Here is a 24,113-nt window from a genome sequence, read left to right as displayed (position 1 = left end):
AGCATTTGCCAAGAAATATGAATTCCTGTGATTGAAGCAATGAAAATTTTCTTAGCAGTCCCTAAATAGAAAAATATTTAAAAACAATATCTTTCCCAATTTTATAAATTAATATCGGATAATTTTTAGTACTTGAGAATGATTCTTGATAACATTCATGGACTTTATGCAGAACCTTTCTCTCCAAGGTAAAAAATGAGCACGATATATCAATTAAAAAAATCTGTTTTATTTTTAAGTTTAGCTTTGCTGTCTACACAGTATGTTTTGGCTGAGGATGCGCTCAATCTAAATGATGTTCAAAATACACAAAGTTTGTTCAATCCAGAAAGTAGTACAACAAGTAGTACAACAAATAGTTCAGTAACGACAAATACAACTGAACAACAACTTCCTACTATTGTCGTTTCAGCAAATCAAGATCAAACACTTTCAGCAGGGCAAATCAGTAAAAAAAGCCAAGTGGGGATATTGGGTGATAAAGATGACATGGATATTCCATTTAGTATCACCAGTTACACCTCAAAGTATATTGCCGACCAGCAAGCGACTTCTGTTGCAGATGTTTTAAGAAGTGAGCCATCGGTACGTAGTGTATTTTCTAAAGGAGGCATAGGCGAATACTTCAATATTCGTGGTCTATACACACAAAGTCATGAGTTAGCGTGGAATGGTTTATTTGGGCTTTTACCGCATAATCGTGTACCCACTGAATTTTTAGAACGTGTCGATGTGTTTAAGGGTACCAGTGCATTACTGAATGGGATGTCCATTGGTGGGGCAGTGGGCGGCGTGATTAATGTCGTGCCCAAACGAGCAACTTCTGAAGACATTACACGATTAACCACAACATATAAATCTGATTCAACTTTTGGTGTTCATATCGATGTTGGACGCCGTTTCGGACAAGATGGACAGTTTGGTGTACGTGTCAATGCACTCAAATCTTATGGTGATACAGCGCTTGATGGGCAAGAGGAAAACCGTTATTTGGGTTCGGCTGCATTCGATTATAAGGGTAAAAAATTCCGTGCCAGCTTAGACTTATATGATATTAATGAAAAACTCGATGGTGGACAGCCACTGATGGTGTCCTTTGCAACATCAGTTGTACCTAAAGCACCAGATTCTAAGTTGAATCATCAACCTGGTTCTTACTCTCATACCAAAACACGCGGGGCGATTGCCCATGTTGAATATGATTTTGCGCCTGAATGGACAGCCTTTGTATCAGCGGGAACGAAACGCCAAAATGGTGTGGGAGTGATTGCCAATAATGCTTTAGGCAATGCAGCACAACCCAATGGCGACTATATGGCTGTGTCGCGTATGAATGCCAATAAAACCAATGTCGATGCGGGTGAATTAGGGGTACGAGGTAAATTTAATACCGGTGCGATTAAACACAATGTGGTGATCAGCGCCAACTTATTAGATCAAGATACCCAGATGGGACTGGTCATGGGAACACCTTGGGCATCGAATATTTACCGTCCAACACGCCCAGCTTTAAATGCCGCACGTCCAACTTATTTACCCAAAACCTCTGACACAACGCTGACCAGTTTTGCTGTAGCAGATACTTTGTCGACTATGGATGAAAAGTATCAATTGACTTTGGGTATACGTCATCAAAATGTGAAATCACAAAGCTATAGCATTTTAACAGGACTTCCAAGCAGTCCGTATTATGACGAGAGTGCAGTGACCCCCATGGTCGGTTTCGTAGTTAAGCCTTGGGACAATTCATTGTCACTTTATGCGAACTATATTGAAGGTTTGTCACAAGGCGATACCATCACAGACCCGACCAATCCATTAATCGCAGAAAAAACGCTTAAACCGTATAAATCAAAACAGTATGAAGTGGGTACGAAATGGGATATGGGTAAATTTAAAAATACCCTGAGTATCTATCAAATTACCAAAAATAGTTTAGCGCAAGATGCCAATCGTAATTACAGCGAAAGTGAACAGCGCAACCGAGGGATTGAATGGACCACTGCGGGCGAAATTATTGAAAATGTGCGGTTACTTGGTGGAGTGTCGTATTTAGAAGCTGAATGGAAAAAGACTGCAGGCGGTGTCATGGATGGAAATGATGTGAAAGGTATTCCACATTGGCAATCCAATCTTGGGCTTGAATGGGATGTACAACAACTTGAAGGTTTAACTTTAACTGCAAATACCACCTATACAGGAAGTTTGTATGCCAACGATACCAATACGCAAAAAATTCCTGATTGGTTTGTGCTCGATTTAGGTGGTCGTTATGCCACCAATATTGCCAAACATAATGTGGTGTTTCGTGGCGGTGTAGATAATGTTTTAGATAAAAAACATTGGGCAGGGGTTTGGAACGGTTATGTCGGTGTCGGTGGTGACCCTCGTACTTATAAATTATCAATGCAAATTGATTTCTAAGCCAATGCCATTCTTAGCGCAATTGATTTCAAAATTAAACAACATTTGAAAAAGGGTATGGGTATATCGCAATATGAATAACACCTCAAAGCCTTGGGTTTTATTGATCAGCACTTACACCACGCAATATATTGGTGTGGCATTTATTATGTCAGCTGTATTTGCCATTTTAAGACAAAGTGGCATTGCACTGAATCAATTGGCTTTACTCAATCTGATTGCGATTCCCATGCTGGGTAAAATTTTATATGCGCCTTTTGTCGATAGCTTTCGTTTATTCACTCAAGGGCAATATCGCAGTTGGCTGATCTTTGCACAGTTCTGCATGATGATCTTATTGCTCATGTGTGGATGGCTCGATATTCAACATCAGTTCACGATTGTATTGATTTTATTTATTGTCTACACCTTGTTTATGAGTATTCAAGATGTTGCCATTGATGGTCTAGCCAGTAAGATTTTCCAAGCCTCTGAACGTCAATTTGCCAACAGTATCCAATATGCCAGTAACTTACTGGGCAATATTATTGGCGGTGGTTTGCTGTTAATCCTTTATCCGTGGCTGCAATGGAAAGGCGCTTTGACAGTACTAGCTGTATTGACTGCCATCACGTGTATTCAGTTGCTATTTTACCGTGAGCCTGAAGATATTTTTGTCAATCCACATCACACCATTGCTTCACAATTTAAAAGTCTGGGACAACAGCTCAAAGTCTTTATTTATAAATATCGGCGCTGGTTTTTATTATTGTTCATTTATCCCATCGGCTTTACAGCGGTTTTTGGCATTTTAAATCCAATGCTGGTCGATGCCAAATGGTCATTGGTGGATATTGGCTTTGCAACCAAAGTCTTTGGTTCAATCATTGGTATTTTTTCAGCATTTTTAGCAACACTATTAATCAATCAATTACAGCGTAAAAAAGCGCTCATCACGTTAACCATTATGCAAGGTTTGACCTTGTTGCTGTTTATTCCATTAACACTGGGGCATACCGAAAAGCCCATGGTGTACTTAGCAATTTTTGGCTATTTCATTGCCAATCCAGCCGTGATGGCAACATTGTCCACCATGATTATGGACCGTGCAGCCAGCATGCCTGCCAAAGCGACATTCTTCAGTTTACAACTCAGCCTAGTGGTCTTTATGGGCTTTGCCTACTCGGCACTTGGTTTAGCACTGGCTCAACGAATGGGTTATACAGCAGTGGTTCTTTTGACCTTCGTGTGTGCCTTGGTTGTTGCAGCCTTGGCGTGGAAGTTGATTCCTGCCGATGATCAAGAAGTTGCACATTAACATTTGCTTTAGATTGATTTTTTACATTTTATTTTAGATATTTAGGCGACTTCATGAAACATTTCACCACGATTAAAGATCAAGACCGTAAGCTTGATATCATGGATCATGTGAATCAAGATCATCATAAAGAACTGCTGATCATTGCACAGACTTATGGTCAAAATAACGCGATTCATGATGCAATGATTGCGGATATTTACGAAGAAGGGATTTTGCTTCATACCCAAGAGCCATCGTCGTCGTCAAAGCAAGAATTATTTATAGAATTTGAATTGAAAGGTGATTTAGAAGAGCAAATTCTCTATTTTGCATATAACTCTTTCGCCAAGCAGAAAATTGAATTTAGCAATAATGCCAAACAATTTTTTGAAGTGATTGCTAAGTCTCAAGTCAGCCCGAATATCACACGTCTCACCATCAAAAGCCAAGCACCGCTGCCAGAATATTATGCAGGATATGCCTATGGTTTTATTTTAAAAGTATTGGAAAAAGCACCTGTCATACAGACCAATAAATCAAATAAAAGTGGTGTATTAAAAAATTTGTTTGATCGTGGTTTTTTATGGGCTATGAAGCATTTATCGACACAAAAACGTCAAAAACTGATGGAAAACATGAACAAAGATGTGCGTCTTTATACATTAAGAAAATCATTTGCTCATGGCTCAAATACTGATGGTTTACATTTGGGTTATGTCGATGTCTTTACCCATGGCAGTAGCCCTGGCAGTCGATGGGTACAACAACTACAAACAGGATCGCTCATCTCTAGTCGTACCGAAACCGATGATAAACATGAGCATTTACATCAAGGGCAGGCCGTACTGATTGCCGATGAAACTGCATTTCCAGCACTGGCAGGGATTTTGGATTTTTGGAAAAACCCGATCCCACCTATTGTGATTTTACTGTGTGCTGATGCAGCTGATTTTGCATATTTTGATGATTTTAAATTTCCTGATCAAACCAACATTCAAAAAATTACAGCCGCTGTTGAGGAACAAGGACAGCAATCCATTGCACTGCTCAAGTCATTTCCACAATTGGAGCAAGTTTGGGGTGCTTTGGAGAATAATGCTGCTAAACAGGTTCGTCACTATTTTCGAAATGAACGTAAATTGGCTGGAAAAAATAATCACATTAAGGGCTATTGGCGTTTAGATAAGGCTCATTAGTGAAGTATGATTTTTTTAATTTCAAGATTTAAAGTATTGATCATTTTTTATGATGATCTGGACGTTTACTTGATTCGAAGCAGGATAGGCAATCATGAGACATCACTAGTACAAGGCATTTGGGGCTGATGAATCCTGTTGCTGTCTATATATGTACTTAATTCATGATGCGTTTTATGAAGGATAAAGCCTACACGATAGGATTTATACTCAGTGTAGATTGTTTTTAGATGGTTGGTCATAATTTTATAAATGCTATTTTGTTTAAGTGATTATTTTTTATGATTTTTAAATGATGGTTTTAGATAAATTTTAAAGTAGTTTGGTGATTTACTATAATTTGCACCAAACAAGTATTATAATGTTTTCGAAAATTCTTTTTATCCATCTTACGCCTCAGTAAGATTATTTCGGAGCACTCCCATGCAATGGACTAAACCCGCTTTTCAAGATATCCGTATTGGTTTTGAAATCACGATGTATTTTGAAGCTCGTTAAGATCTAATAGACCTAGATCTATTAAGAAAGCCCTAGATGACTAGGGCTTTTATTTTTTGGAAATATTCATCTATGTATATTCATGTCTTAGGTTCAGCTGCTGGTGGTGGTTTTCCCCAGTGGAATTGCAATTGCCATAATTGTCATGGATTGCGTCAAGGTACGATTCAAGCCAAAGCTCGAACTCAATCCTCGATTGCAATTTCTGAAAATGGAATAGATTGGATCTTATGCAATGCTTCACCTGATATTCGTCAGCAACTCTTCGATTTTAAAGCTGCGCAGCCAGCTAGAAAATTAAGAGATACAGGGATTACCAATGTCGTGTTGATGGATAGTCAACTGGATCATACGACAGGTCTGCTCACATTACGAGAAGGTTGTCCGATTCGAGTGTGGTGTACTGAAATGGTCTATCAAGATCTCAGCACAGGATTCCCTATTTTCAATATGTTAAAACATTGGAATGGTGGACTTGAATATCGTCAAATTGATCCAAAACGTGCTTTTAAAATTGAAGGCTTTGAAAATTTAGAATTCACGCCTTTAATCATTCGAAGTGCAGCGCCTCCATATTCGCCGCATCGTCACGATCCGCATGATGGCGACAATATTGCACTTATTGTTAAAGATCTTAAAACACAGAAACAACTGTTCTATGCACCTGGTCTTGGCAAAATTGATGAACAGATTATGCAGATTATGCAAGCCTCAGATTGCGTCATGATTGATGGCACATTGTGGACTGACCATGAGATGCAACAATATGGTGTGGGTACAAAAACGGGTGGTGAAATGGGTCACCTGCATATCAGTGGTGAACATGGCTCATTGTCGTATTTAGATCAGCTTGAAAAATCACGTAAGGTTTTGATTCATATCAATAACACCAATCCAATCTTAAATGAGCAGTCTGAACAAGCAGCCCAATTGAAAGCGCACGGTGTGGAAGTCGCTTTTGATGGTATGCAAATCGAATTGTAAGGTCATGATGATGCAACAAGAACAAGTAGCACTTAGTCCAGAAGCCTTTAAAGAAGCGATTTTGGCAAAAGGTCAGTATTACCATATTTACCATCCTTTCCATATCATGATGCATGAAGGAAAAGCGACGCAAAAGCAAATCCAAGCTTGGGTGGCAAATCGTTATTATTATCAGATCAATATTCCATTGAAAGATGCTGCGATTATGGCGAATTGTCCAGATCAGCGTGTGCGTCAAGAGTGGATTCAACGCATGATCGACCAAGATGGTGTTTATCCTGATGGGGGGGGGCGTGAAGCATGGTTAAGCCTTGCCGAAGCGGTGGGTTTAACCCGTGAGCAAGTGATCTCAGAAGAGTTAGTCTTACCAGGTGTACGTTTTGCAGTCGATGCGTATGTGAATTTTGCCCGTCGTACTTCATGGCGTGAAGCTGCAAGTAGTTCTTTGACCGAATTATTTGCCCCACAAATTCACCAGTCTCGCTTAGAGTCTTGGCCAAAACATTATCCTTGGATTCAAGAGCAAGGCTACACCTATTTCCGTTCACGTCTTAGTCAAGCACGTCGTGATGTCGAGCATGGTTTAACCATTACTTTAGGTTCCTTTAAAACGGTTGAACAGCAAGAACGTATGCTGGAAATATTGCAGTTCAAGCTAGATATTCTGTGGACGATTTTAGATGCATTAACTTTGGCGTATGTACACAACGAAGCGCCGTATCACAGCGTAACGTCTGAGCATGTATGGCATAAAGGATTATTTAAATGAGTTTACCAGATTTAGATTTATCGATCATTCCTACATGGCGTCAAGGTTATCGTTTTCAGTTTGAACCTGCACAAGATGCTTACGTGTTGCTCTACCCAGAAGGCATGATCAAACTGAACCAAAGTGCCAGTGCGATTGGTCAGCATATTGATGGCAAAACCTCGATTGCCGAAATTATTCAAAACGTAAAAGCCATATTTGGTGATATTCCTGAAATCGAGCAAGATATTATTGAATATATGTTGGTGGCTCAACGTGAACATTGGATAGATTTAGCATGAAAGCACCAGTAGGGCTACCGTTATGGTTATTGGCTGAATTGACCTATCGTTGCCCTTTACAATGCCCGTATTGCTCAAATCCTCTTGATTATGCTCAGCATAATCAAGAGTTAAGCACGCAAGAATGGTTTAATGTTTTTGATCAAGCTCGTCAAATGGGTGCAGTACAACTGGGTTTTTCTGGAGGGGAACCTTTGGTTCGTCAAGACCTTGAAGAATTGGTAGCGTATGCACATCAGAAAGGTTTTTATACCAATCTGATTACTTCAGGGATGGGCTTAAATGAACAACGTATTGCACGTTTAAAAGAAGCAGGTTTGCAACACATTCAAATCAGCTTCCAAGCCAGCGATCCGACCGTCAATAATGCTTTGGCAGGGTCTAAACATGCTTTTGATCAAAAGTATGAAATGTCTCGCTTAGTCAAACAATACGGTTATCCGATGGTGCTGAATTTTGTCATCCATCGTCACAACATTGACCAAATTGAACAGATTATTGAGCTGTGTTTGGAACTTGAGGCAGATACCGTCGAGTTAGCAATTTGTCAGTTTTACGGTTGGGCTTTTGAAAACAGACAAGGTTTATTGCCGACCCAAGAACAGTTGATTCGTGCTGAACGCATTACCAATGAATATCGTCAGAAAATCCAGCAACACAATATCAAGTGTAAGCTGATATTTGTGGTGCCTGATTATTACGAAGAACGTCCAAAAGCCTGTATGGATGGTTGGGGAAAAATCTTTTTAACAGTTGCACCTGATGGTACGGCACTTCCTTGTCATGCAGCACGTCAGCTGCCGATCCAATTTCCAAATGTACGTGAGACACAGCTTTCAGAAATTTGGTATGACTCTCCAAGCTTCAATGCGTTTCGTGGTGATGACTGGATGCCTGAGATGTGTCAAAGCTGTTCAGACAAAGAGCGAGACTATGGTGGCTGTCGTTGCCAAGCCTTTATGCTGACAGGCGATGCTAAAAATGCTGATCCTGTCTGTGGTAAATCACCTCATCATCAGATGATTTTAGATGCCCGAGCACAAAGTGAATCCCCAGTGCCTTTTGAACAGTTACTGTTTAGAAATCCAAAAAATTCTAAACGACTCAGCCAAAAACAATTGATTCCGACACGCACGCTAATCGATTAATCAGGAAGGATGAACCATGATCTTTGATGGACACAATGACCTATTGACGCGTTTGTGGCTCAGTTCAGCCGAAGATCCTGTACATGATTTTATTCATGGTTCATTGCCTGGGCATTTAGATTTAAAGCGTTGCCGTCAAGTCGGCTGGACGGGAGGATTATTTTCAATCTTCCTTCCACCTTATGCTTATCTACAAAAAAACTATCCTGAAAAATTGCTAGATCCATCATCAAGTGATTTTAGCGCTCAGCAAATCATTGACATTTGTTGTGCTCAGTTGGTATTTGCACAGCAGTTACATGTGCGCTCAGAAGGTCAGATTCAAATTTGTACGTCAGCCCAGCAGATCAAGACCTGCCAACAGAATCAGCAGTTGGCCATAGTGCTACATCTTGAAGGTGCGGAAGTTTTAGAATGTGATCCTGATGTATTGGATGTCTTTTACGAACAAGGTCTGCGAAGTATTGGCCCGCTTTGGAATCGAAAAAGTCTTTTTGGCGATGGCTTAAATGCATCATTTCCTCATTCACCTGATACTGGTGCAGGTTTAACTGTGCAAGGCAAAGCATTGGTTCGTAAGTGTGCAGAAAAAAATATGCTCATTGATGTCTCGCATATGAATGAACGTGCATTTTGGGACACTTTAGCATTAATTGATCAACCCATTGTCGCCACGCATTCCAATGCGCACGCCTTATGTCCACAAGCCCGAAATCTCACAGATCAGCAACTTCAAGGCATTCAAGAAAGTCAGGGAATGGTCGGTGTAAACTTTGATGTCGCATTTTTGCGTCGTGATGGTCAGCGAAATACCCAAACTTCATTGGATATCATTATTGATCATTTAGATTATCTTATTGAACATTTGGGGGAGGACCATGTTGGATTTGGTTCAGACTTTGATGGAAGTCTTTTACCTGATGATTTATCTGATGTGAGTCAAATGCCAGCACTGATTGAGCGGATGCAACAACGACATTTCTCAGATCAGTTGATTGAAAAAATTTCATCAAAGAATTGGATCAATGTTTTGAGTCGTATACTCAAAAGTTGAGATTAATCGATATTGTTATATTCAAAATGCTTTGTATCATGACACTTTCCAAGCATTTATTTCAGACCAAAGCTTGATGTTTTCCTTTGATAGATAACCAAGATTCATACCGTATTTTAATGATTCAAATCCTATACTACGAACAATAAAACCCCATCGCATATTTCAAACATGAATTTTACTCATCTTTTTGTGAATTTATATCGTTTTACTCATCTTTAGATTCAAGCTTAAATAAAGCCATACAGAAATTTAGCTTTTATTTTAAAAATTTAGGGTTTGAATCTCCATGACTACAAAGTTTGCATGTTCGCTTAAACGCATTCGTTTTGACGAAAACTATCAACCAGCCGACAACACTCGCTTGACCACCAATTTTGCCAATTTAGCACGTGGTGAAAGTCGCCAAGAAAATCTACGTCGTACACTCGCGATGATTAATCACCGTTTTAATAGTTTAGCTACGGTCGATAATCCAAAAGGCGATCGCTATTCACTTGAAATTGACATTATTTCTGCGGAACTTGATGTTGAAGGCAACGGTCAAACTTTTCCATTTATCGAAATGCTGAAAAGCACCATTACCGATCACAGAACCAATCAACGTATTGGAGGCATGATTGGTAACAGCTTTTCATCATATGTGCGTGATTATGATTTCAGTGTGGTATTACCTGCACTAGGGGGTAAAACAGATGAAAAACCAGAGAATTTTGGTGACTTACACGGCAAGCTTTATCAGCATTTAATTCATTCAGAAGTTTTCCAAGCAGAATTTAACAAACAGCCTGTCATTTGCCTGAGCGTTTCAACATCTAAAACCTATTACCGTACTGCAAATGTGCATCCTGTCTTGGGTGTGGAATATACCAACGATGAATATTCGCGTACCGATGAATATTTTGCAAAAATGGGTTTAAGCGTTCGTTATTTCAAACCTGAACATGGCAATGCACCACTCGCATTCTATTTTGCTGGCGATTTACTCCGTGACTATACCGATTTCGAATTGATCAGTGCCATCAGCACGATGGAAAGTTTCCAAAAGATTTATCGTCCTGAAATTTACAATACCAATTCGCCTGCGGGTGTGGTGTATCAACCGAGTTTGAACTATGCCGATTATTCTTTGACACGGATTGTCTATGACCGTGTTGAACGTGGTGAATTGGCAGTAAAGCAAGGCAAGTGGACTGAAGAAAACTTTATCAAGCCATACAGCGACATTCTGAACGAATGGGCAGCAAATTTTAAAGTCGAAACAATACAGCAAGACCAAGCTGCTTAATGCACCCAATTGATTAAAGATTGAAGAATTTAGAGAAAGAAGATTAGACATGGCGCTTACACAATCAAAACTGTTACTCCAAACCTCAACAGCAGGCAGTTTACCGAAACCAACATGGCTGGCTGAACCTGAGAAACTGTGGTCAGCTTGGAAACTTGAGGGCGAAGCACTTTTAGAAGCGAAACGCGATGCTTTAAAACTGTCATTACATGAGCAAGTTTATGCAGGCATTGATATTGTGAGTGATGGTGAGCAAACCCGTCAGCACTTTGTCACGACGTTTATTGAACATCTTGAAGGTGTAGATTTCAAAAAGCGTGAAACTGTTCGTATCCGTAATCGTTATGATGCAAGCGTACCATCAGTTGTGGGAGAGGTATCGCGCAAACAGCCTGTCTTCGTTGAAGATGCCAAATTTTTGCGTAGCCAAACCAATCAGCCAATCAAATGGGCGTTGCCTGGTCCAATGACTATGATTGATACGCTATATGACGGTCATTATAAGAGTCGTGAAAAATTGGCGTGGGAATTTGCCAAAATTTTAAATCAAGAGGCACGTGAACTTGAAGCAGCAGGTGTAGACATTATCCAGTTTGATGAACCTGCATTTAATGTGTTCTTCGATGAAGTGAATGATTGGGGCGTAGCAACATTAGAGCGTGCATTGGAAGGTCTAAAATGTGAAACTGCAGTGCATATTTGCTATGGCTACGGGATTCAAGCCAATACAGATTGGAAAAAGACTTTAGGCAATGAGTGGCGTCAATACGAAAAGGCTTTCCCTAAACTGCAACAATCAAAGATTGATATTGTGTCGCTTGAATGCCAAAACTCACGTGTACCGATGGATCTGATTGAATTGATTCGTGGCAAAAAAGTCATGGTCGGTGCAATTGATGTAGCGACGAATCAGATTGAAACGCCAGAAGAAGTCGCAAATACATTGCGTAAAGCGCTTCAATTTGTCGATGCCGATAAGCTCTATCCATCAACGAATTGTGGTATGACACCTCTTTCTCGTGACGTTGCTCGTGGCAAACTTGAGGCATTGAGTGCGGGCGCTTCAATTATTCGTCATGAACTTGGTGCTTAACACAAAGTGTAGCTCAAACAGACTAGGGAGAATGAGCAAAAGATCATTCGCCCTGAATTGGATTGAGATACGTCATCAAAACATTTGAGATCAAAAAGATGATTGAAGCAACCGACTATAGAAATGCAATGTCCTTGCTAACCACTGCTGTAAATGTCATTACAACACAAGGTGTAACTGGAAGGCATGGCTTTACCGCATCTGCGGTATGCAGCGTGACCGATACACCTCCGACATTGTTGGTGTGTATGAATGAATCTTCTCGTTCACATGCATATTTTATTGAAAATAAAGTGCTTTCGGTCAATGTGCTCAGTCCCCAGCATGAGCACATCTCAAATGCATTTGCATCAAGTAAATTGAATTCTGAAGATCGTTTTAAACTCGCTGATTGGTCAGTACTCAAAACAGGTGCCCCTATCTTGGACGATGCAATCGTGAGTTTTGATTGTCACATTGATCAGATTCAAACTGTGGGAACGCATAGCATTTTCTTGTGTCGGGTAGTAGCCATCAAACAGAGTCAGCAAAAAGAAAGCTTGGTGTATTTTAACCGTGCTTATCATCAAGTGGGTGAAGTGGAAATCGCTTAAACCTGAATGTATTTCTTCTAAATTTTTAAGTTGTCGATTGTGGAACTCATTATTTTTTTAGCCATCGGTGCGCTTGCAGGATTTGCGGCAGGACTGTTTGGTGTGGGTGGTGGAACGATCATTGTGCCACTATTATTTATTGTTTTTACGCAAATGGGTTTTAACCCAGATGTGATTATGCATTTGGCATTAGGGACTTCACTGGCAACCATTATTGTGACATCAATCAGCTCTTTCATGGCACATCATAAAAATGGCGCAGTGATTTGGCCAGTATTTCAAAATTTTGCACCACCCATGGCGATCGGATGCTTTATCGGGGCAGGGATTGCAGGATGGTTATCAGGGATTCATTTACAAATCATTGTCGGAGTATTTTTGATTTGGGTGGCTTATACCATGTTTAAAGGTGCTAAGCAGATTATCGATTCAAACAAAGAACTTCCTTCAGCTCGTCAACAACGCTTAGCGGGAGCAGGCATTGGATTGGCTTCTGCAATATTTGGAATAGGCGGTGGCAGTATAACTGTGCCTTATTTGAATCGTTATGGTGTGGTGATGCAAAAAGCAGTTGGAACTTCAGCTGCATGTGGCTTACCCATTGCCATTGCTGGGGCTTTAGGATTCATGTTTTTTGGCATGAAAGCGCAAGTGGATATCCCAAATACAATTGGTTTTGTGCATATTTATGCTTTTTTAGGGATTAGCATCATGAGTTTTATGACCGCAAAATTAGGCGCTAAAGCAGCACATGCATTATCACCAGCAGTGCTTAAAAAATGTTTTTCTGCTTTGTTGTTGCTGGTTGGATGCTTTTTTATATTGAAAGGAATGAATCAAAGTCGATGACTTTTTGAGCTTACTGTTTCTGGTTTTCAACGATTTATTTTTATATTTTATTTTCAGTGCTTTAAAAGCTCACATAATGTGGGCTTTTTATTAAGGTCTGTAGACATTTCAGGCATGTGTAGTGTTATAGGCTAAAACAACACGAATGAAGCATGAATTGATGTCGAGATCCTACGAATTTTAAAATAGAAAATGGGTAAACATGTATGAAAGAATAGGTATAAAACCAAATGGATTTAGAGTCAGATCGATAAGATTAGGATGGATCATTAGAATTTTAGATGTCTTATTTTTTAGATGTCTTATTTTTTTTTGAACAGAAAATTAAATCGTTATATACAAGAAAAAATTAAAAATACTCCGAAGATGCCGCTGCATGTGTCGTTACCCTGAACCCGATGAGTTCAAGGTGGACACGACGTATATTCCATGGGTTTCCCACACGAAGATGGGCATACACTCTAAATATACAGAACGCATCCATAAGTTTAAGTATCGGCAGGGGAATAGACCCGCTGGCGAACATCCCAGAGTTATATTAAGTATAACTAATCTCTGATGTTTGGCAAATCACAAAGGCAGATATTCTCATGAAAATAAGCCTCATTGCGTGTGATTGTACAAAGAAAAAGCAGTTTTATACTGCTTTTTCAATGTCTTCGAGAATTGTGCTTAATAAGTGTTCACAGTGCGCATATTCTTGTAAGGATTTGTTCATGGTCAATACTTCTTGCATGAGCTCAAGTGCAACCATAATCACCAATTTGTTATGCTCAACATTAGGTGCTTTACGACGAAATTCTTGAAACTTTTCGTTGAGTAAATCCCCAGCACGTACCAAGTCCTGTTTTTTTTCAGAAGTGGTCGATAACCGAAAAGATTGTTCAATTAGGCGTAATTCTACAGTCACAACATCAGACATGATTAAACTTCCTCATTGCTATCGGTTGGGTGAGCAAGTTGCTGAATTTCTTGCGCATGATGATCTTGCTCTGTTCCTAAAATGGCTAAACGTTGAATAATCGCTTCAACTTTGGCTTTGGCATGATCATTTTTTTGAATCAAACGTGTTTTTTCAGCATTTAAGTCAGTGATTTCCTGCTTAGCATGACGTTGTTCTGCCAGCATTTTTTCTTTCACTACACGTAATTCATTACGTTCAGATAAAATTTCCTGAAAACGGTTTTTCAGATCTGTGCAACTTTTTTCCAAACGACTATAACGTTCAGCTAAAGCAGTTGCATCAGTATTCAGGGTTTTATACTGAGACTGTAATTGCGTTAATTGCTCAGTCAATGTTTCAACTTCATCTTGCTTTTGCGTGATGATGCTATTTTTATGAACGATTTGTGCATGATGTTGCTCTTCACTACTGGCTTGAGCTTGTAGTAAAGATTGATTGTTACTCTCTACTTCATTTAAACGAGTTTTGAGAGTGCTAATGTGTGTTTGAAGCCGCTGTAATTGTTCTAACATATCGTGGTCGCGTATATTCGCAATCAAAGGTAATATATACAGAAGTATAGAGATTGGAAAAGCGAATGCAAGACGATATTTCAGGTTGGACAGACTGGAACCAAAATTTTAGTGGTATTGAAGAGATTTCAAGCCCTAGTGAGTTACACGGTTTGTTAACAGGTATTGTTTGTGTAACTGATGCACCGACACGTGATGAATGGTTACAAATTTTATCAACACTGGCTGTGCCAGCTTTGGACGATGAAGCACTTGATCTTTTAGTAGATGAAACAATTGATGTTTCACATGCGTTGTCTGAAGACGAACTGGATTATTTACCACTACTTCCAGATGATGAGCATGTATTGTCTGAACGCGTACAAGCGCTTGCAGATTGGTGTGCGGGTGTAGTTCTCGGCTTTGGATTGGCATCAGGGCATATCCGTGAAGATGAAGCGGAATTGATTGAACATTTGCAAGAAGTTGCAGCGGTTGAGTTTGATGATTCTGACGATGATGAAGAAGGCGAAGAAAGCTATCAAGAGTTGTATGAATTTGTTCGTCTTATTCCAGTGAGTTTAGCGGTAGGTCGCACAAAAGTACCTGTTGCTGAAAGTACATTGCTGAAACATGCGCAAAATAAGCTGTCGACAAGTTCAGATAACAATGTGGTAGAAATGTTTACACCACATCGCCCAAGTTAGGTCTAAGTTAACTCGAACCTAATTCATAGAAATAGGTTGATCGATGTCAATTTGTTGACTAGATCCTAGGTTGATGTTGACTTTCGGGTTGGCATCGACCTATTTTGATTAGACATATCTAGATTTACCCTCTTTCATATTCGATATAAGCCGTATAAAAAATGAAACTGACTCAAGCTGATTTTCAAGAACGCCGTGACCGCCTAGCCGAGTACATGGGGCCAAACAGTATTGCCATTATTGAAACAAGCCCAGTAGCGCTGCGTAACCGTGATGCCGATTATAAATACCGTGCAGATAGTAGCTTTTTCTACTTAACGGGCTTTGCTGAACCTGAAGCGGTGGCGGTGATTGAAACTTCAGATTCAGTAGAAGATTACACGTATAGTTTATTTTGCCGTGAACGTGACCGTGAAATGGAAATCTGGAATGGATACCGAGCGGGTGTAGATGGCGCAGTTGATGACTATGATGCAGATGAAGCATATGCCATCGATTTGCTTGATGAAGAAATTATTGAAAAATTACTGGATAAAGAAAAATTATTTTATCGCATTGGACATCGTGCTGAATTTGATGCTCGCGTTGCGAAATGGATCGTACAAGCCAATGGTGAATCACGCAAAGGTAATACAGCTCCAGCACAATTGATTCAGCTCGATCGTATAGTCGATGAAATGCGTTTGCATAAAGATGCCGAAGAAATTCAGCTGATGCAAATTGCATCCAATATTAGCGCTGAAGCGCATACGCAGGCCATGAAAACTGTGAAGCCGGGCATGATGGAATATGCTTTAGAAGCAGAGCTGAACTATATTTTTGGTAAAAATGGGTGTGTGCCATCGTATAACAGTATTGTAGGTGGCGGTGAAAATGCCTGTATTTTGCATTATGTGGAAAATAACAAACCACTGAAAGATGGCGATTTAGTTTTAATTGATGCTGCATGTGAATATGAATTCTATGCATCCGACATTACTCGTACTTTCCCTGTTAACGGTAAATTTAGCCCTGAACAAAAAGCGCTTTATCAAGTTGTTTTAGATTCACAGATTGCAGCAATTGATGCAGTGCGTATTGGTCATTCATACAAAGAACCTCATAACATCGCTGTACGTATTTTGGTTCAAGGTTTACTTGATCTTGGCATCATGCAAGGTGATATTGAAGAAATCATTCAAACTGAATCTTTCCGTCAGTTTTATATGCATGGAACAGGGCATTGGTTAGGTATGGACGTACATGACGTCGGTTCATATAAGCAAGACGGTGAATGGCGTACCTATGAAGAAGGTATGGTTGTGACTGTTGAACCTGGTCTATATATTGCACCCGATGATGAAACGGTCGATGCAAAATGGCGTGGTATTGGTATCCGTATTGAAGACGATGTTGTTGCCACCAAAGAAGGTCCACTGGTGTTGACTAAAAATGTGGTCAAAACCATTGAAGATATTGAAGCGTTGATGGCATCTTAAATAAAGGTGAAAGCCCAATTACTATTGGGCTTTTTTATTGAATCAAAATTGGTTATAACAACTAAAATACTTTAAAAACAAAAATGATGATAAAGCTAAATTTTTTTGAATCTCTTTTAATCGTTGCTGTCATTTTTTGGCCAATGACTTTACTTATTTTGCTGACTTTTATAGCTATTGGCTATTTCTATCGAAGACATCCTATGGGTTGGTTTTTGATGATCTTTTTCTCAATCATTTTGATTATATTTTCAGTAATGGCGTTATATCTTATCCCTTAAATTTTATCTTTGAAATTACGGCGAATACAGATGCCAAAAGGAGATATGGCTTTCATTGTTCATTCAGATAACACTCGATGATGATTTTTTTTATATTCGAAGAACGACTTTATTCCATATCTTTGTTGAAATTGTGTTGTAAATAAAAATCAAAAAACCATGCTCTGGTAATATCAATCATGTGATATTTCTACTGTAATTTATTTAAAAATAATGAAGGATAAAAATGAAATTAATTATTGATGGTAGCACGCAAACTATTACAAGCAGTACAGAATCTAGAGAATCTCTGTCGAAAAAAATATATTTTAGTGGACTTAGTGTTTTTAAAATTATTTCTCGCACTCAAGGTTCGGTCGTGAAATCACTGATTAATAGAGCAAAAACAGAGCAGATTCCTATTGCTAATGAGTCCAGATGTTACGATGTAACAAAAGTTACAGTACAGGAAGATGATAAGACAACGAAAGATTATACAAATGTGTGTATTTATCAATCGGAAAGACACATTGGTGAGTTTTTTCAACTGTCTAAACCTGGAGGTTTTTCGAAAATTGAAACGTTTAAAAGAAATAATCCTCAACATAAAGATGCTATAGACAGAGCTCTCAAAGCTGCCGAGCGTATAGGAATGACAGATATACAAGGTTTTTTATGTCAAGAAAAAGGAATGCCAATCCGATTTATTGATCCACACTGGCGGACCTCTAGCTAGTTGTGATCATCCCAATGCTCATCAAGCAAGATGATCGCATTCAATTGCACCATGAATATTGTTTATAAAATGGCTTAATTTATTGCTTTGATTAATATTTTTGGCTATTAAAGGGTGTTAGGTATATTCCTCATTCAATAGACAAAACAAAATTGATGATGTAAGAAAAATCAAACATAAGCAGTATGTAAGTTCTGAAAATAGACAAGATTTTTGACGTCTTTAAAGTTTAAAGAAAGTTTGAATAAAACTGCGATTTTTAATCAAGACTGTAATGATTTTAATTGTTATTTTTTAACTGTTATAAATTAATTAAAGGGCAGAGTGCCCTTTAATTAATGTAATGATTGGCGAAATGCAAAGAAATGATTATTTAGGAGTCGATACTTCTTTGTGTTCTTGAGGCTTATCAGCTTGAGGCGCTTGATTTCCTTGTTTTTGCTGATCAGGATTGGTCTGTTGTGGTTGTGTAGGTGCACTTTTATTGCCATCAGATTGTTGCTGCGCTTTTTCAGTGGCAGCAAATTTAGAAAAGTTTGACATAATGTTTACCTTATTTTGTCATTAGAATTAATGACAAAATCAGCATGGGCGCTTGTAGTGTGAATAGATACAGTGAAGATGTATCCAGCTGTATCCTAACCAGCTATTGATTAGAAAATTCTCTGAAATATATGGTGATTTTGAGATTAATAAGTATAAAAAGAATCTTTTTGGAATTGACTAGAATTAGTCATGATGATGAAATTCGATCTTTTCATCAATCAAACATAATCATTCATTGCTACCTAAAATATTATGGAAAGTTTCTTATTGCTGGGATGAGGAATATTTTGCTTAAGTGGATAAGGGGCTTTTAAATCATCTGCTGAACACTCAATTTTGCTTCGTTTTAAGGCGTTGCTTCCAAAATTCATTTTTAATCAATACGGTGATTATCATTCTAAGAATAATTTGAAGAAGCTTCAAAAGCTTAATCAATGATGAACCTTTACCTAATTCAATATAAAAATCAAAAGCGATGATGTAAGATAAAATCATAGATGAGAAGTATCTAAACTTTACAAGATACGCGGAAAAAAGGATCGAAACATGCAACAAGAGGTCATCATTGTTGGTGGTGGTATGGTAGGACTGAGTCTTGCCCTAATGTTAGCCAAACAAAATATTGCAGTGAAACTGCTCGAGGCGATCAAATACCCAAATTATGATGATGAGAATCTTGCACCGTATCATTCAAGTTTCGATGCTCGAAATACGGCATTATCACGCCGTAGTGTTCAAATTTATAACGAGCTTGGTTTGTGGTCTTTACTTCAAGAACATGCAACACCTATTTTACAAGTCCATATCACTGAACAAGGAAGCTTCGGTAAAGCCCGTTTAGTGGCAGAACAAGAAAAAGTCGAAAGCTTCGGACAAGTGATAGAAAATGCATGGTTAGGCAGAGTACTTCTTACTCAAGTTCGTCAAAATGCGCTGATTGAACTGATCGACGGTCTCAAAGTCACATCACTGACTCAAGATGCTGAAATTTGCACCATTGAAGCTGAACGTGATGGAAAAGCCATTGAACCATTCAGTTCTAAATTGGTGATTGCAGCCGATGGTCGTGACTCATTCTGTCGTCAAGCATTGGGTGTGGGTGTTGATGTTCATGACTATGATCAAGTGGCAATTGTAACCGCAGTACAAACATCTAAACCGCATCAGCATGTGGGTTTTGAACGTTTTAGTCATCTAGGACCTTTAGCCTTATTACCACTGCCGGGCGAATACCGTCGTTCAGTGGTTTGGCCTGTGAAAAAAGGCACTGAAGGAGAATGGCTCGGTGAGGAAAATGATCAGCATTTTCTAGATGCACTACAACACACCTATGGTGACCGAGCTGGAAAATTTTTAAAAACAGGTAAGCGTTTTAGCTTCCCACTTTCGCAAGTTCTTGCACATAAACAAGCGGTGGGTCGTGTGATCCTCATGGGTAATGCAGCACATACGATTCATCCTGTGGCAGGGCAAGGTTTTAACTTGTGTTTACGTGATGCACATGTACTGGTTCGCTTTATGACGGAGCATTTAACCACCTCAGAAGACATTGGAGAACCTGAAATGCTCAAAGCCTATGAGCAAGCACGTTTAAAAGATCAGCAACGTGTAATCAAGTTCTGTGACAGTGTGGTACGTGGTTTTAGTAATCAAAATCCTGTTTTAAAACTTCTTCGTAATACTGGGCTTGTGGCGTTTGATGTGATTCCAGGGATTAAACCTTTGGTTGCGAATTATGCGATGGGGTTAAAAGCATGAGTCAAACTGATCTTCATTCAGCATCGGATTCATCTAAAATTTTAGATGTAGTCATTATTGGTGGTGGCTTAGTCGGTGGTTTAACGGCATTACTTCTTGCTCAAGGTGGTGTTCAATCTACAGTACTCGATGCTGCGCCCGTTCTGGACGAGAACCGTGTACTTGAGGTTGCTAACCCACGTGTTTTAGCACTCAGCCAAGCGACTATGCATTTACTTAAAACTGTAAAAGTATGGGATAAAATTGCTCGTCAAATGCCATATACAGGTATGCAAGTCTGGAATAAAAATGGCTATGGTGAAATTAACTTTGGGCATTCTTCAGAAAAATATCCAAGTGCGGAACAAAGTTTAGGTTCAATGGTTGAACCGAGTATTTTGAATTTAGCCATCCAACAGCAAATGTTAACGACGATCCAAGACTACCGAACGCAAGTGAAAGTGGTACGTGTGGAACGTGGAGTGAAATGTTGGATCGTCAAGCTTGCAGATGGCACAACGCTTAAAACCAAGTTGTTGATTGGTGCGGATGGCGCAAATTCTTTTGTACGTGAGCAAGCTTATATCGATCTTGATGTGCTTGATTACAAGCAAGCAGGATTAACTTGTGCAATTAGAACTGCAAAGCCGCATCAATACGTCGCTCGTCAAATCTTTTTGCCAACAGGACCACTTGCATACTTGCCTATGGCGAGTTTAAAGGCTGAAGAGCAAGGTTACTGGCAATCCATTGTCTGGACATTGCCAGATGATTATGCAGATGAATATGCCGCATTGGATGATCAGGCTTTCACACAATTGTTAACACGTGAAAGTCATCATATGCTGGGTGAAGTATTGGAAGCGACGCCACGAGCTAAATTCCCACTCAAAGCCCGTGCAGCGCAACGTTATGTCACAGATGGCTTGGCTTTGGTTGGTGATGCAGCTCATGTCATTCATCCACTTGCAGGACAAGGGGTGAATATAGGTTGTCTCGATGCTGCCATTTTATGTGATGTGTTATTGCATGATTTCAAACGCGGTGTATGGGCACATGAGCAAACTTTAAAACGTTATGAACATACCCGTAAAATTCAAAACGAAGCGATGATGCATGGCATGTCTGCGATCGGTTGGTTGGAAACGACAGAATTCAGTCCGATTGTTTTTGCACGTAATTTTGGTCTAAAGCAAGTTGATCAGCACGCTGTTCTAAAAGATGCATTTATGCAACAGGCCAATGGATTGTCTGTACTGAAGGATACTCGCTTCGCACCTTAGTTTTGGAAGTTGCTATTTTTTTAAACAAGTGGTCATATTTTTTTACGAATTTGGCTAAAAAAAATACGGATTTGCAGTTGTAGACTCTAGTCGAATGCAAAATTGCTTGCTACATTTCTCATTAAATCTAACCAAATCTCGATTGGTTAAAAGCAATGTCGTTGGTGGGGAATTTAAACATGACAGATACAAACGATTTTGATGATAATGAAGATGTCGTTGTTGACGAAGATGAGTCAAAAGCTGCCGAAAAAGGCGCTGCGGTCAATGATGCTACTGTGTCGGATGCAGATGTAGCTGAAGCTGAAACTTTAACGGTAACTGCAAAATTACGTCAACGCCAAGCTTTAGAAGATGAAGTGGCAGCATTCCTTGCCAATGGTGGGAAAATCAAAGAAGTTCCACCAGATGAAAGTGCACACGATTAAATAAACGTAAAAAAGCATCACTTGAAGTGATGCTTTTTTGATTAAAGTTATCCATTTAAGATTATGCATTTAAGATTATCGATTTAAACTTATCGATTTAAAGTGTGCTCATCACTTCATATCTATGACTTTAAGTTTCTTCAACTTAAAGCCAGCAAAAGATATGTTGTAATGACTTAGACTTTTTCAGTCAGCTCTAAGGCACGTTGGTATGCCACTTTCTTTTTGATACCTGTTAAATCTGCAGCTAATTGTGATGCAGCCTTCACCGATAAGTCTTGAAGCAAACGAAGCAAAAGTTTATCCAAATCTTCTGATTCCATATCTTTTTCTTCAGTTGCACCTGCAATGACTAAAACAATCTCACCTTTTTGTTGGTTACGATCATTTTCAATAAATTCAACCAACTCGCCAAGTGTCATTTTTTTAATGGTTTCAAAAGTTTTGGTAATTTCACGTGCAAAACCAACTGCACGATCTGCACCAAACACTTGAGCCATATCTTTGACTGAATCTAAAATACGATGTGGCGCCTCATAAATAATCATTGTATGCGTATTGTTTTTCAATTTTTCCAATTGAAGTAAACGCTGAGATTGTTTAGAAGATAAGAAGCCTTCAAAACTAAAATGATCACTTGGCAATCCAACTGCACTGAGTGCAGCAATGGCAGCACATGCACCAGGTACAGGAACAACACGAATACCATGCTCTTGTGCTGCACGAACCAGTTTAAATCCTGGATCACTGATCAGTGGCGTTCCTGCATCACTGACAAGTGCAACATCATCACCATGTTTAAGGCGCTCGATAATTATATCAATTTTGTTACTTTCGTTATGATCATGACACGCTGTGAGTGGAGTTGATATATTATAGTGCTTCAATAAAAGCGCTGATTGACGTGTGTCTTCAGCAGCAATAATTGCGACAGACTTTAGAATATGAATCGCACGAAATGTCATGTCGTCTAAGTGCCCAATTGGGGTCGCTACAACAAATAACTGAGCACTCATAAGGTTTCTCCATGTTGAATATAATGAATAATAAAAAAAGAATGTTTTGCTGTGCCTTAATGGGCGTGGTTTTCCAGGCACAAGCAGAGGTTTTGGTTATTTTACCTGAATCTGGCCCTATGGCGCGAGCCGCAGAGAGTATAAAACTCGGGATAGTAAAGGCTCATGAGGCATCTAAGGCCAATATTCCGTTAAAATTTGTCAATACTGATCAAAAAAATATCAGTGATGTGCTGAAAAAGAATGTGACAAAATCAACCAATTTGATTATTGGGCCGCTTGCACGTCAGGAAGTTGAGAGTCTGATTCAAACAAACCCTAAAATTCCTGTATTGGCATTGAATGAAGTTGCATCGAAAAATTTTAATGTACTTCAATACAGTTTGTCGAAGGATCAAGATACATCAGCATTGCTGAATGTGATGAAGAAAGATGGCGTTAACCGTATTTATGTTATTCGTGAAAAAGGTACAGAAGCAGAGTCACTCACATTTGTGAATGCACTATTTAAGAAGTTTCCAGAAGAAGTGCAAGTGGTAGATGCTGTTCCAAATTTAAAATCGAAAGATGGGTTATTACTTTTGGGGAGTAATACGTGGTTAAACCAATTTAAGAAACTTCCGACAAAACATATTTACGCACAAGCCATTTCAGTCGAACAACAAAAACCGTTGCCAAAAGGTTTAAAGTTCTGTGATGTTCCTGCACTCTATCTGGAAAAATGGCAAGATGTTGCTCAAGTACATCGGGAAAATCCAACCACAATGCCGTATAAACGCTTATATGCCTTTGGTGCTGATGCTTGGTTTATTGCAGAGCAGTTTGTGTTAAATCCAGCAGTTAAAGACATCAAGTTTAATGGTCGTACAGGGCAGATTACCATTATTGGCAATCAAATTTATCGTGTACCACAATGCTATGAGCAAAAACGCAAAGGATTAAGTGCTTTATAAAGAGGCCTTGAAAGTAATTGAATCACAAAATAATAATAATAGATTGAAGTTAAATACT

At 39.1% G+C, this 24,113-nt stretch carries 24 protein-coding genes and 1 other RNA gene; 20 read left to right on the top strand and 5 right to left on the bottom strand.

Going from position 1 to position 24,113, the window contains the following annotated elements:
- Nucleotides 1-195: 195 nt before the first annotated feature.
- The 13 genes from G8E00_RS11065 to G8E00_RS11005 all read left to right on the top strand — a co-directional run bounded on the left by G8E00_RS11065 (nt 196) and on the right by G8E00_RS11005 (nt 13,456).
- A complete protein-coding gene (locus G8E00_RS11065) occupies nt 196-2,424 on the top strand; it encodes a TonB-dependent receptor (RefSeq protein WP_166224613.1) in 2,229 nt (742 codons plus the stop codon).
- A gap of 73 nt (nt 2,425-2,497) precedes the next feature.
- Nucleotides 2,498-3,721, top strand: a complete 1,224-nt coding sequence (locus G8E00_RS11060; RefSeq protein ID WP_166224609.1) for an MFS transporter — start codon at nt 2,498-2,500, stop codon at nt 3,719-3,721.
- A 53-nt stretch (nt 3,722-3,774) separates the two neighbouring features.
- Nucleotides 3,775-4,899, top strand: a complete 1,125-nt coding sequence (locus G8E00_RS11055) for a siderophore-interacting protein (protein WP_166224606.1) — start codon at nt 3,775-3,777, stop codon at nt 4,897-4,899.
- Nucleotides 4,900-5,322: 423 nt separating this feature from the next.
- A complete protein-coding gene (gene pqqA, locus G8E00_RS11050; RefSeq protein WP_075107140.1) occupies nt 5,323-5,397 on the top strand; it encodes a pyrroloquinoline quinone precursor peptide PqqA in 75 nt (24 codons plus the stop codon).
- Between the two features lie 72 nt (nt 5,398-5,469).
- Nucleotides 5,470-6,381: a pyrroloquinoline quinone biosynthesis protein PqqB gene (gene pqqB / locus G8E00_RS11045; protein WP_166224602.1), complete on the top strand. Its 912-nt coding sequence runs from the start codon at nt 5,470-5,472 to the stop codon at nt 6,379-6,381.
- 10 nt (nt 6,382-6,391) lie between these two features.
- Nucleotides 6,392-7,150, top strand: coding sequence for a pyrroloquinoline-quinone synthase PqqC (pqqC, locus tag G8E00_RS11040; protein WP_166224599.1), 759 nt, complete (start codon nt 6,392-6,394; stop codon nt 7,148-7,150).
- A complete protein-coding gene (pqqD, locus tag G8E00_RS11035; RefSeq protein WP_166224596.1) occupies nt 7,147-7,431 on the top strand; it encodes a pyrroloquinoline quinone biosynthesis peptide chaperone PqqD in 285 nt (94 codons plus the stop codon). Before pqqC ends, pqqD begins: the two co-directional genes overlap by 4 nt.
- Complete coding sequence (gene pqqE / locus G8E00_RS11030; protein WP_166224593.1) at nt 7,428-8,579, top strand: pyrroloquinoline quinone biosynthesis protein PqqE; 1,152 nt, start codon at nt 7,428-7,430, stop codon at nt 8,577-8,579. The genes pqqD and pqqE overlap by 4 nt, the downstream gene beginning before the upstream one ends.
- Before the next feature lie 16 nt (nt 8,580-8,595).
- A complete protein-coding gene (locus G8E00_RS11025) occupies nt 8,596-9,633 on the top strand; it encodes a dipeptidase (RefSeq protein ID WP_166224590.1) in 1,038 nt (345 codons plus the stop codon).
- Between the two features lie 289 nt (nt 9,634-9,922).
- A complete protein-coding gene (locus tag G8E00_RS11020; RefSeq protein ID WP_166224587.1) occupies nt 9,923-10,921 on the top strand; it encodes a putative oxygenase MesX in 999 nt (332 codons plus the stop codon).
- Nucleotides 10,922-10,970: 49 nt separating this feature from the next.
- Complete coding sequence (locus G8E00_RS11015; protein ID WP_166224585.1) at nt 10,971-12,014, top strand: methionine synthase; 1,044 nt, start codon at nt 10,971-10,973, stop codon at nt 12,012-12,014.
- A gap of 98 nt (nt 12,015-12,112) precedes the next feature.
- Nucleotides 12,113-12,607 (top strand): flavin reductase, encoded by a 495-nt coding sequence (locus G8E00_RS11010; protein WP_166224582.1) that lies wholly within the window; start codon nt 12,113-12,115, stop codon nt 12,605-12,607.
- A 39-nt stretch (nt 12,608-12,646) separates the two neighbouring features.
- Complete coding sequence (locus G8E00_RS11005) at nt 12,647-13,456, top strand: sulfite exporter TauE/SafE family protein (RefSeq protein WP_166224579.1); 810 nt, start codon at nt 12,647-12,649, stop codon at nt 13,454-13,456.
- A 353-nt stretch (nt 13,457-13,809) separates the two neighbouring features.
- Here G8E00_RS11005 and ssrS read toward each other — a convergent pair.
- The 3 genes from ssrS to G8E00_RS10990 all read right to left on the bottom strand — a co-directional run bounded on the left by ssrS (nt 13,810) and on the right by G8E00_RS10990 (nt 14,932).
- Nucleotides 13,810-13,993: non-coding RNA, 6S RNA (gene ssrS / locus G8E00_RS11000), on the bottom strand.
- A 100-nt stretch (nt 13,994-14,093) separates the two neighbouring features.
- Complete coding sequence (locus tag G8E00_RS10995; protein ID WP_166224576.1) at nt 14,094-14,378, bottom strand: cell division protein ZapA; 285 nt, start codon at nt 14,376-14,378, stop codon at nt 14,094-14,096.
- 2 nt (nt 14,379-14,380) lie between these two features.
- A complete protein-coding gene (locus G8E00_RS10990) occupies nt 14,381-14,932 on the bottom strand; it encodes a hypothetical protein (RefSeq protein ID WP_166224573.1) in 552 nt (183 codons plus the stop codon).
- Between the two features lie 65 nt (nt 14,933-14,997).
- Here G8E00_RS10990 and G8E00_RS10985 point away from each other — a divergent pair, with 65 nt between their 5' ends.
- The 3 genes from G8E00_RS10985 to G8E00_RS10975 all read left to right on the top strand — a co-directional run bounded on the left by G8E00_RS10985 (nt 14,998) and on the right by G8E00_RS10975 (nt 18,092).
- Nucleotides 14,998-15,618, top strand: coding sequence for a UPF0149 family protein (locus G8E00_RS10985; RefSeq protein WP_166224570.1), 621 nt, complete (start codon nt 14,998-15,000; stop codon nt 15,616-15,618).
- Nucleotides 15,619-15,779: 161 nt separating this feature from the next.
- A complete protein-coding gene (pepP, locus tag G8E00_RS10980) occupies nt 15,780-17,096 on the top strand; it encodes a Xaa-Pro aminopeptidase (RefSeq protein ID WP_166224567.1) in 1,317 nt (438 codons plus the stop codon).
- Between the two features lie 507 nt (nt 17,097-17,603).
- Nucleotides 17,604-18,092, top strand: coding sequence for a hypothetical protein (locus G8E00_RS10975; protein WP_166224564.1), 489 nt, complete (start codon nt 17,604-17,606; stop codon nt 18,090-18,092).
- A gap of 369 nt (nt 18,093-18,461) precedes the next feature.
- Here G8E00_RS10975 and G8E00_RS10970 read toward each other — a convergent pair whose 3' ends face one another.
- A complete protein-coding gene (locus G8E00_RS10970; RefSeq protein WP_166010701.1) occupies nt 18,462-18,635 on the bottom strand; it encodes a hypothetical protein in 174 nt (57 codons plus the stop codon).
- A gap of 549 nt (nt 18,636-19,184) precedes the next feature.
- Here G8E00_RS10970 and G8E00_RS10965 point away from each other — a divergent pair.
- From G8E00_RS10965 to G8E00_RS10955, 3 genes are all read left to right on the top strand, one after another.
- Nucleotides 19,185-20,396, top strand: a complete 1,212-nt coding sequence (locus G8E00_RS10965; RefSeq protein ID WP_166224561.1) for an FAD-dependent monooxygenase — start codon at nt 19,185-19,187, stop codon at nt 20,394-20,396.
- A complete protein-coding gene (locus G8E00_RS10960) occupies nt 20,393-21,658 on the top strand; it encodes an FAD-dependent monooxygenase (protein WP_166224556.1) in 1,266 nt (421 codons plus the stop codon). Before G8E00_RS10965 ends, G8E00_RS10960 begins: the two co-directional genes overlap by 4 nt.
- Nucleotides 21,659-21,837: 179 nt before the next feature.
- Nucleotides 21,838-22,086, top strand: a complete 249-nt coding sequence (locus G8E00_RS10955) for a hypothetical protein (protein ID WP_166010695.1) — start codon at nt 21,838-21,840, stop codon at nt 22,084-22,086.
- 176 nt (nt 22,087-22,262) lie between these two features.
- Here G8E00_RS10955 and rsmI read toward each other — a convergent pair whose 3' ends face one another.
- On the bottom strand, nt 22,263-23,102 hold the full coding sequence (gene rsmI, locus G8E00_RS10950; protein ID WP_166010693.1) for a 16S rRNA (cytidine(1402)-2'-O)-methyltransferase: 840 nt from the start codon (nt 23,100-23,102) through the stop codon (nt 22,263-22,265).
- A gap of 11 nt (nt 23,103-23,113) precedes the next feature.
- Between rsmI and G8E00_RS10945 the strand changes: the two genes are divergently transcribed.
- Complete coding sequence (locus tag G8E00_RS10945; protein WP_166224553.1) at nt 23,114-24,055, top strand: penicillin-binding protein activator; 942 nt, start codon at nt 23,114-23,116, stop codon at nt 24,053-24,055.
- Nucleotides 24,056-24,113: the final 58 nt, after the last annotated feature.

It is taken from the genome of Acinetobacter shaoyimingii (assembly GCF_011578045.1).
In the GTDB taxonomy this organism is placed as follows: domain Bacteria; phylum Pseudomonadota; class Gammaproteobacteria; order Pseudomonadales; family Moraxellaceae; genus Acinetobacter; species Acinetobacter shaoyimingii.
Note: the sequence above shows the minus strand (reverse complement) of the source record. Positions and strands in the feature narration are given on the sequence as shown.

Coding starts and splice junctions, on each gene's coding strand:
- rsmI (WP_166010693.1), bottom strand. CDS start 23,102: ATGAGTGCTCAGTTATTTGTTGTAGCGACCCCAATTGGGCACTTAGAC.
- G8E00_RS10995 (WP_166224576.1), bottom strand. CDS start 14,378: ATGTCTGATGTTGTGACTGTAGAATTACGCCTAATTGAACAATCTTTT.
- G8E00_RS10985 (WP_166224570.1), top strand. CDS start 14,998: ATGCAAGACGATATTTCAGGTTGGACAGACTGGAACCAAAATTTTAGT.
- G8E00_RS11020 (WP_166224587.1), top strand. CDS start 9,923: ATGACTACAAAGTTTGCATGTTCGCTTAAACGCATTCGTTTTGACGAA.
- G8E00_RS10945 (WP_166224553.1), top strand. CDS start 23,114: ATGTTGAATATAATGAATAATAAAAAAAGAATGTTTTGCTGTGCCTTA.
- G8E00_RS11055 (WP_166224606.1), top strand. CDS start 3,775: ATGAAACATTTCACCACGATTAAAGATCAAGACCGTAAGCTTGATATC.
- G8E00_RS11060 (WP_166224609.1), top strand. CDS start 2,498: ATGAATAACACCTCAAAGCCTTGGGTTTTATTGATCAGCACTTACACC.
- G8E00_RS11065 (WP_166224613.1), top strand. CDS start 196: ATGAGCACGATATATCAATTAAAAAAATCTGTTTTATTTTTAAGTTTA.
- G8E00_RS11010 (WP_166224582.1), top strand. CDS start 12,113: ATGATTGAAGCAACCGACTATAGAAATGCAATGTCCTTGCTAACCACT.
- G8E00_RS10990 (WP_166224573.1), bottom strand. CDS start 14,932: ATGTTAGAACAATTACAGCGGCTTCAAACACACATTAGCACTCTCAAA.
- G8E00_RS10975 (WP_166224564.1), top strand. CDS start 17,604: ATGAAATTAATTATTGATGGTAGCACGCAAACTATTACAAGCAGTACA.
- pqqB (WP_166224602.1), top strand. CDS start 5,470: ATGTATATTCATGTCTTAGGTTCAGCTGCTGGTGGTGGTTTTCCCCAG.
- G8E00_RS11025 (WP_166224590.1), top strand. CDS start 8,596: ATGATCTTTGATGGACACAATGACCTATTGACGCGTTTGTGGCTCAGT.
- G8E00_RS11015 (WP_166224585.1), top strand. CDS start 10,971: ATGGCGCTTACACAATCAAAACTGTTACTCCAAACCTCAACAGCAGGC.
- pqqD (WP_166224596.1), top strand. CDS start 7,147: ATGAGTTTACCAGATTTAGATTTATCGATCATTCCTACATGGCGTCAA.
- pqqE (WP_166224593.1), top strand. CDS start 7,428: ATGAAAGCACCAGTAGGGCTACCGTTATGGTTATTGGCTGAATTGACC.
- pqqC (WP_166224599.1), top strand. CDS start 6,392: ATGCAACAAGAACAAGTAGCACTTAGTCCAGAAGCCTTTAAAGAAGCG.
- G8E00_RS10970 (WP_166010701.1), bottom strand. CDS start 18,635: ATGTCAAACTTTTCTAAATTTGCTGCCACTGAAAAAGCGCAGCAACAA.
- pepP (WP_166224567.1), top strand. CDS start 15,780: ATGAAACTGACTCAAGCTGATTTTCAAGAACGCCGTGACCGCCTAGCC.
- G8E00_RS10960 (WP_166224556.1), top strand. CDS start 20,393: ATGAGTCAAACTGATCTTCATTCAGCATCGGATTCATCTAAAATTTTA.
- G8E00_RS10955 (WP_166010695.1), top strand. CDS start 21,838: ATGACAGATACAAACGATTTTGATGATAATGAAGATGTCGTTGTTGAC.
- G8E00_RS10965 (WP_166224561.1), top strand. CDS start 19,185: ATGCAACAAGAGGTCATCATTGTTGGTGGTGGTATGGTAGGACTGAGT.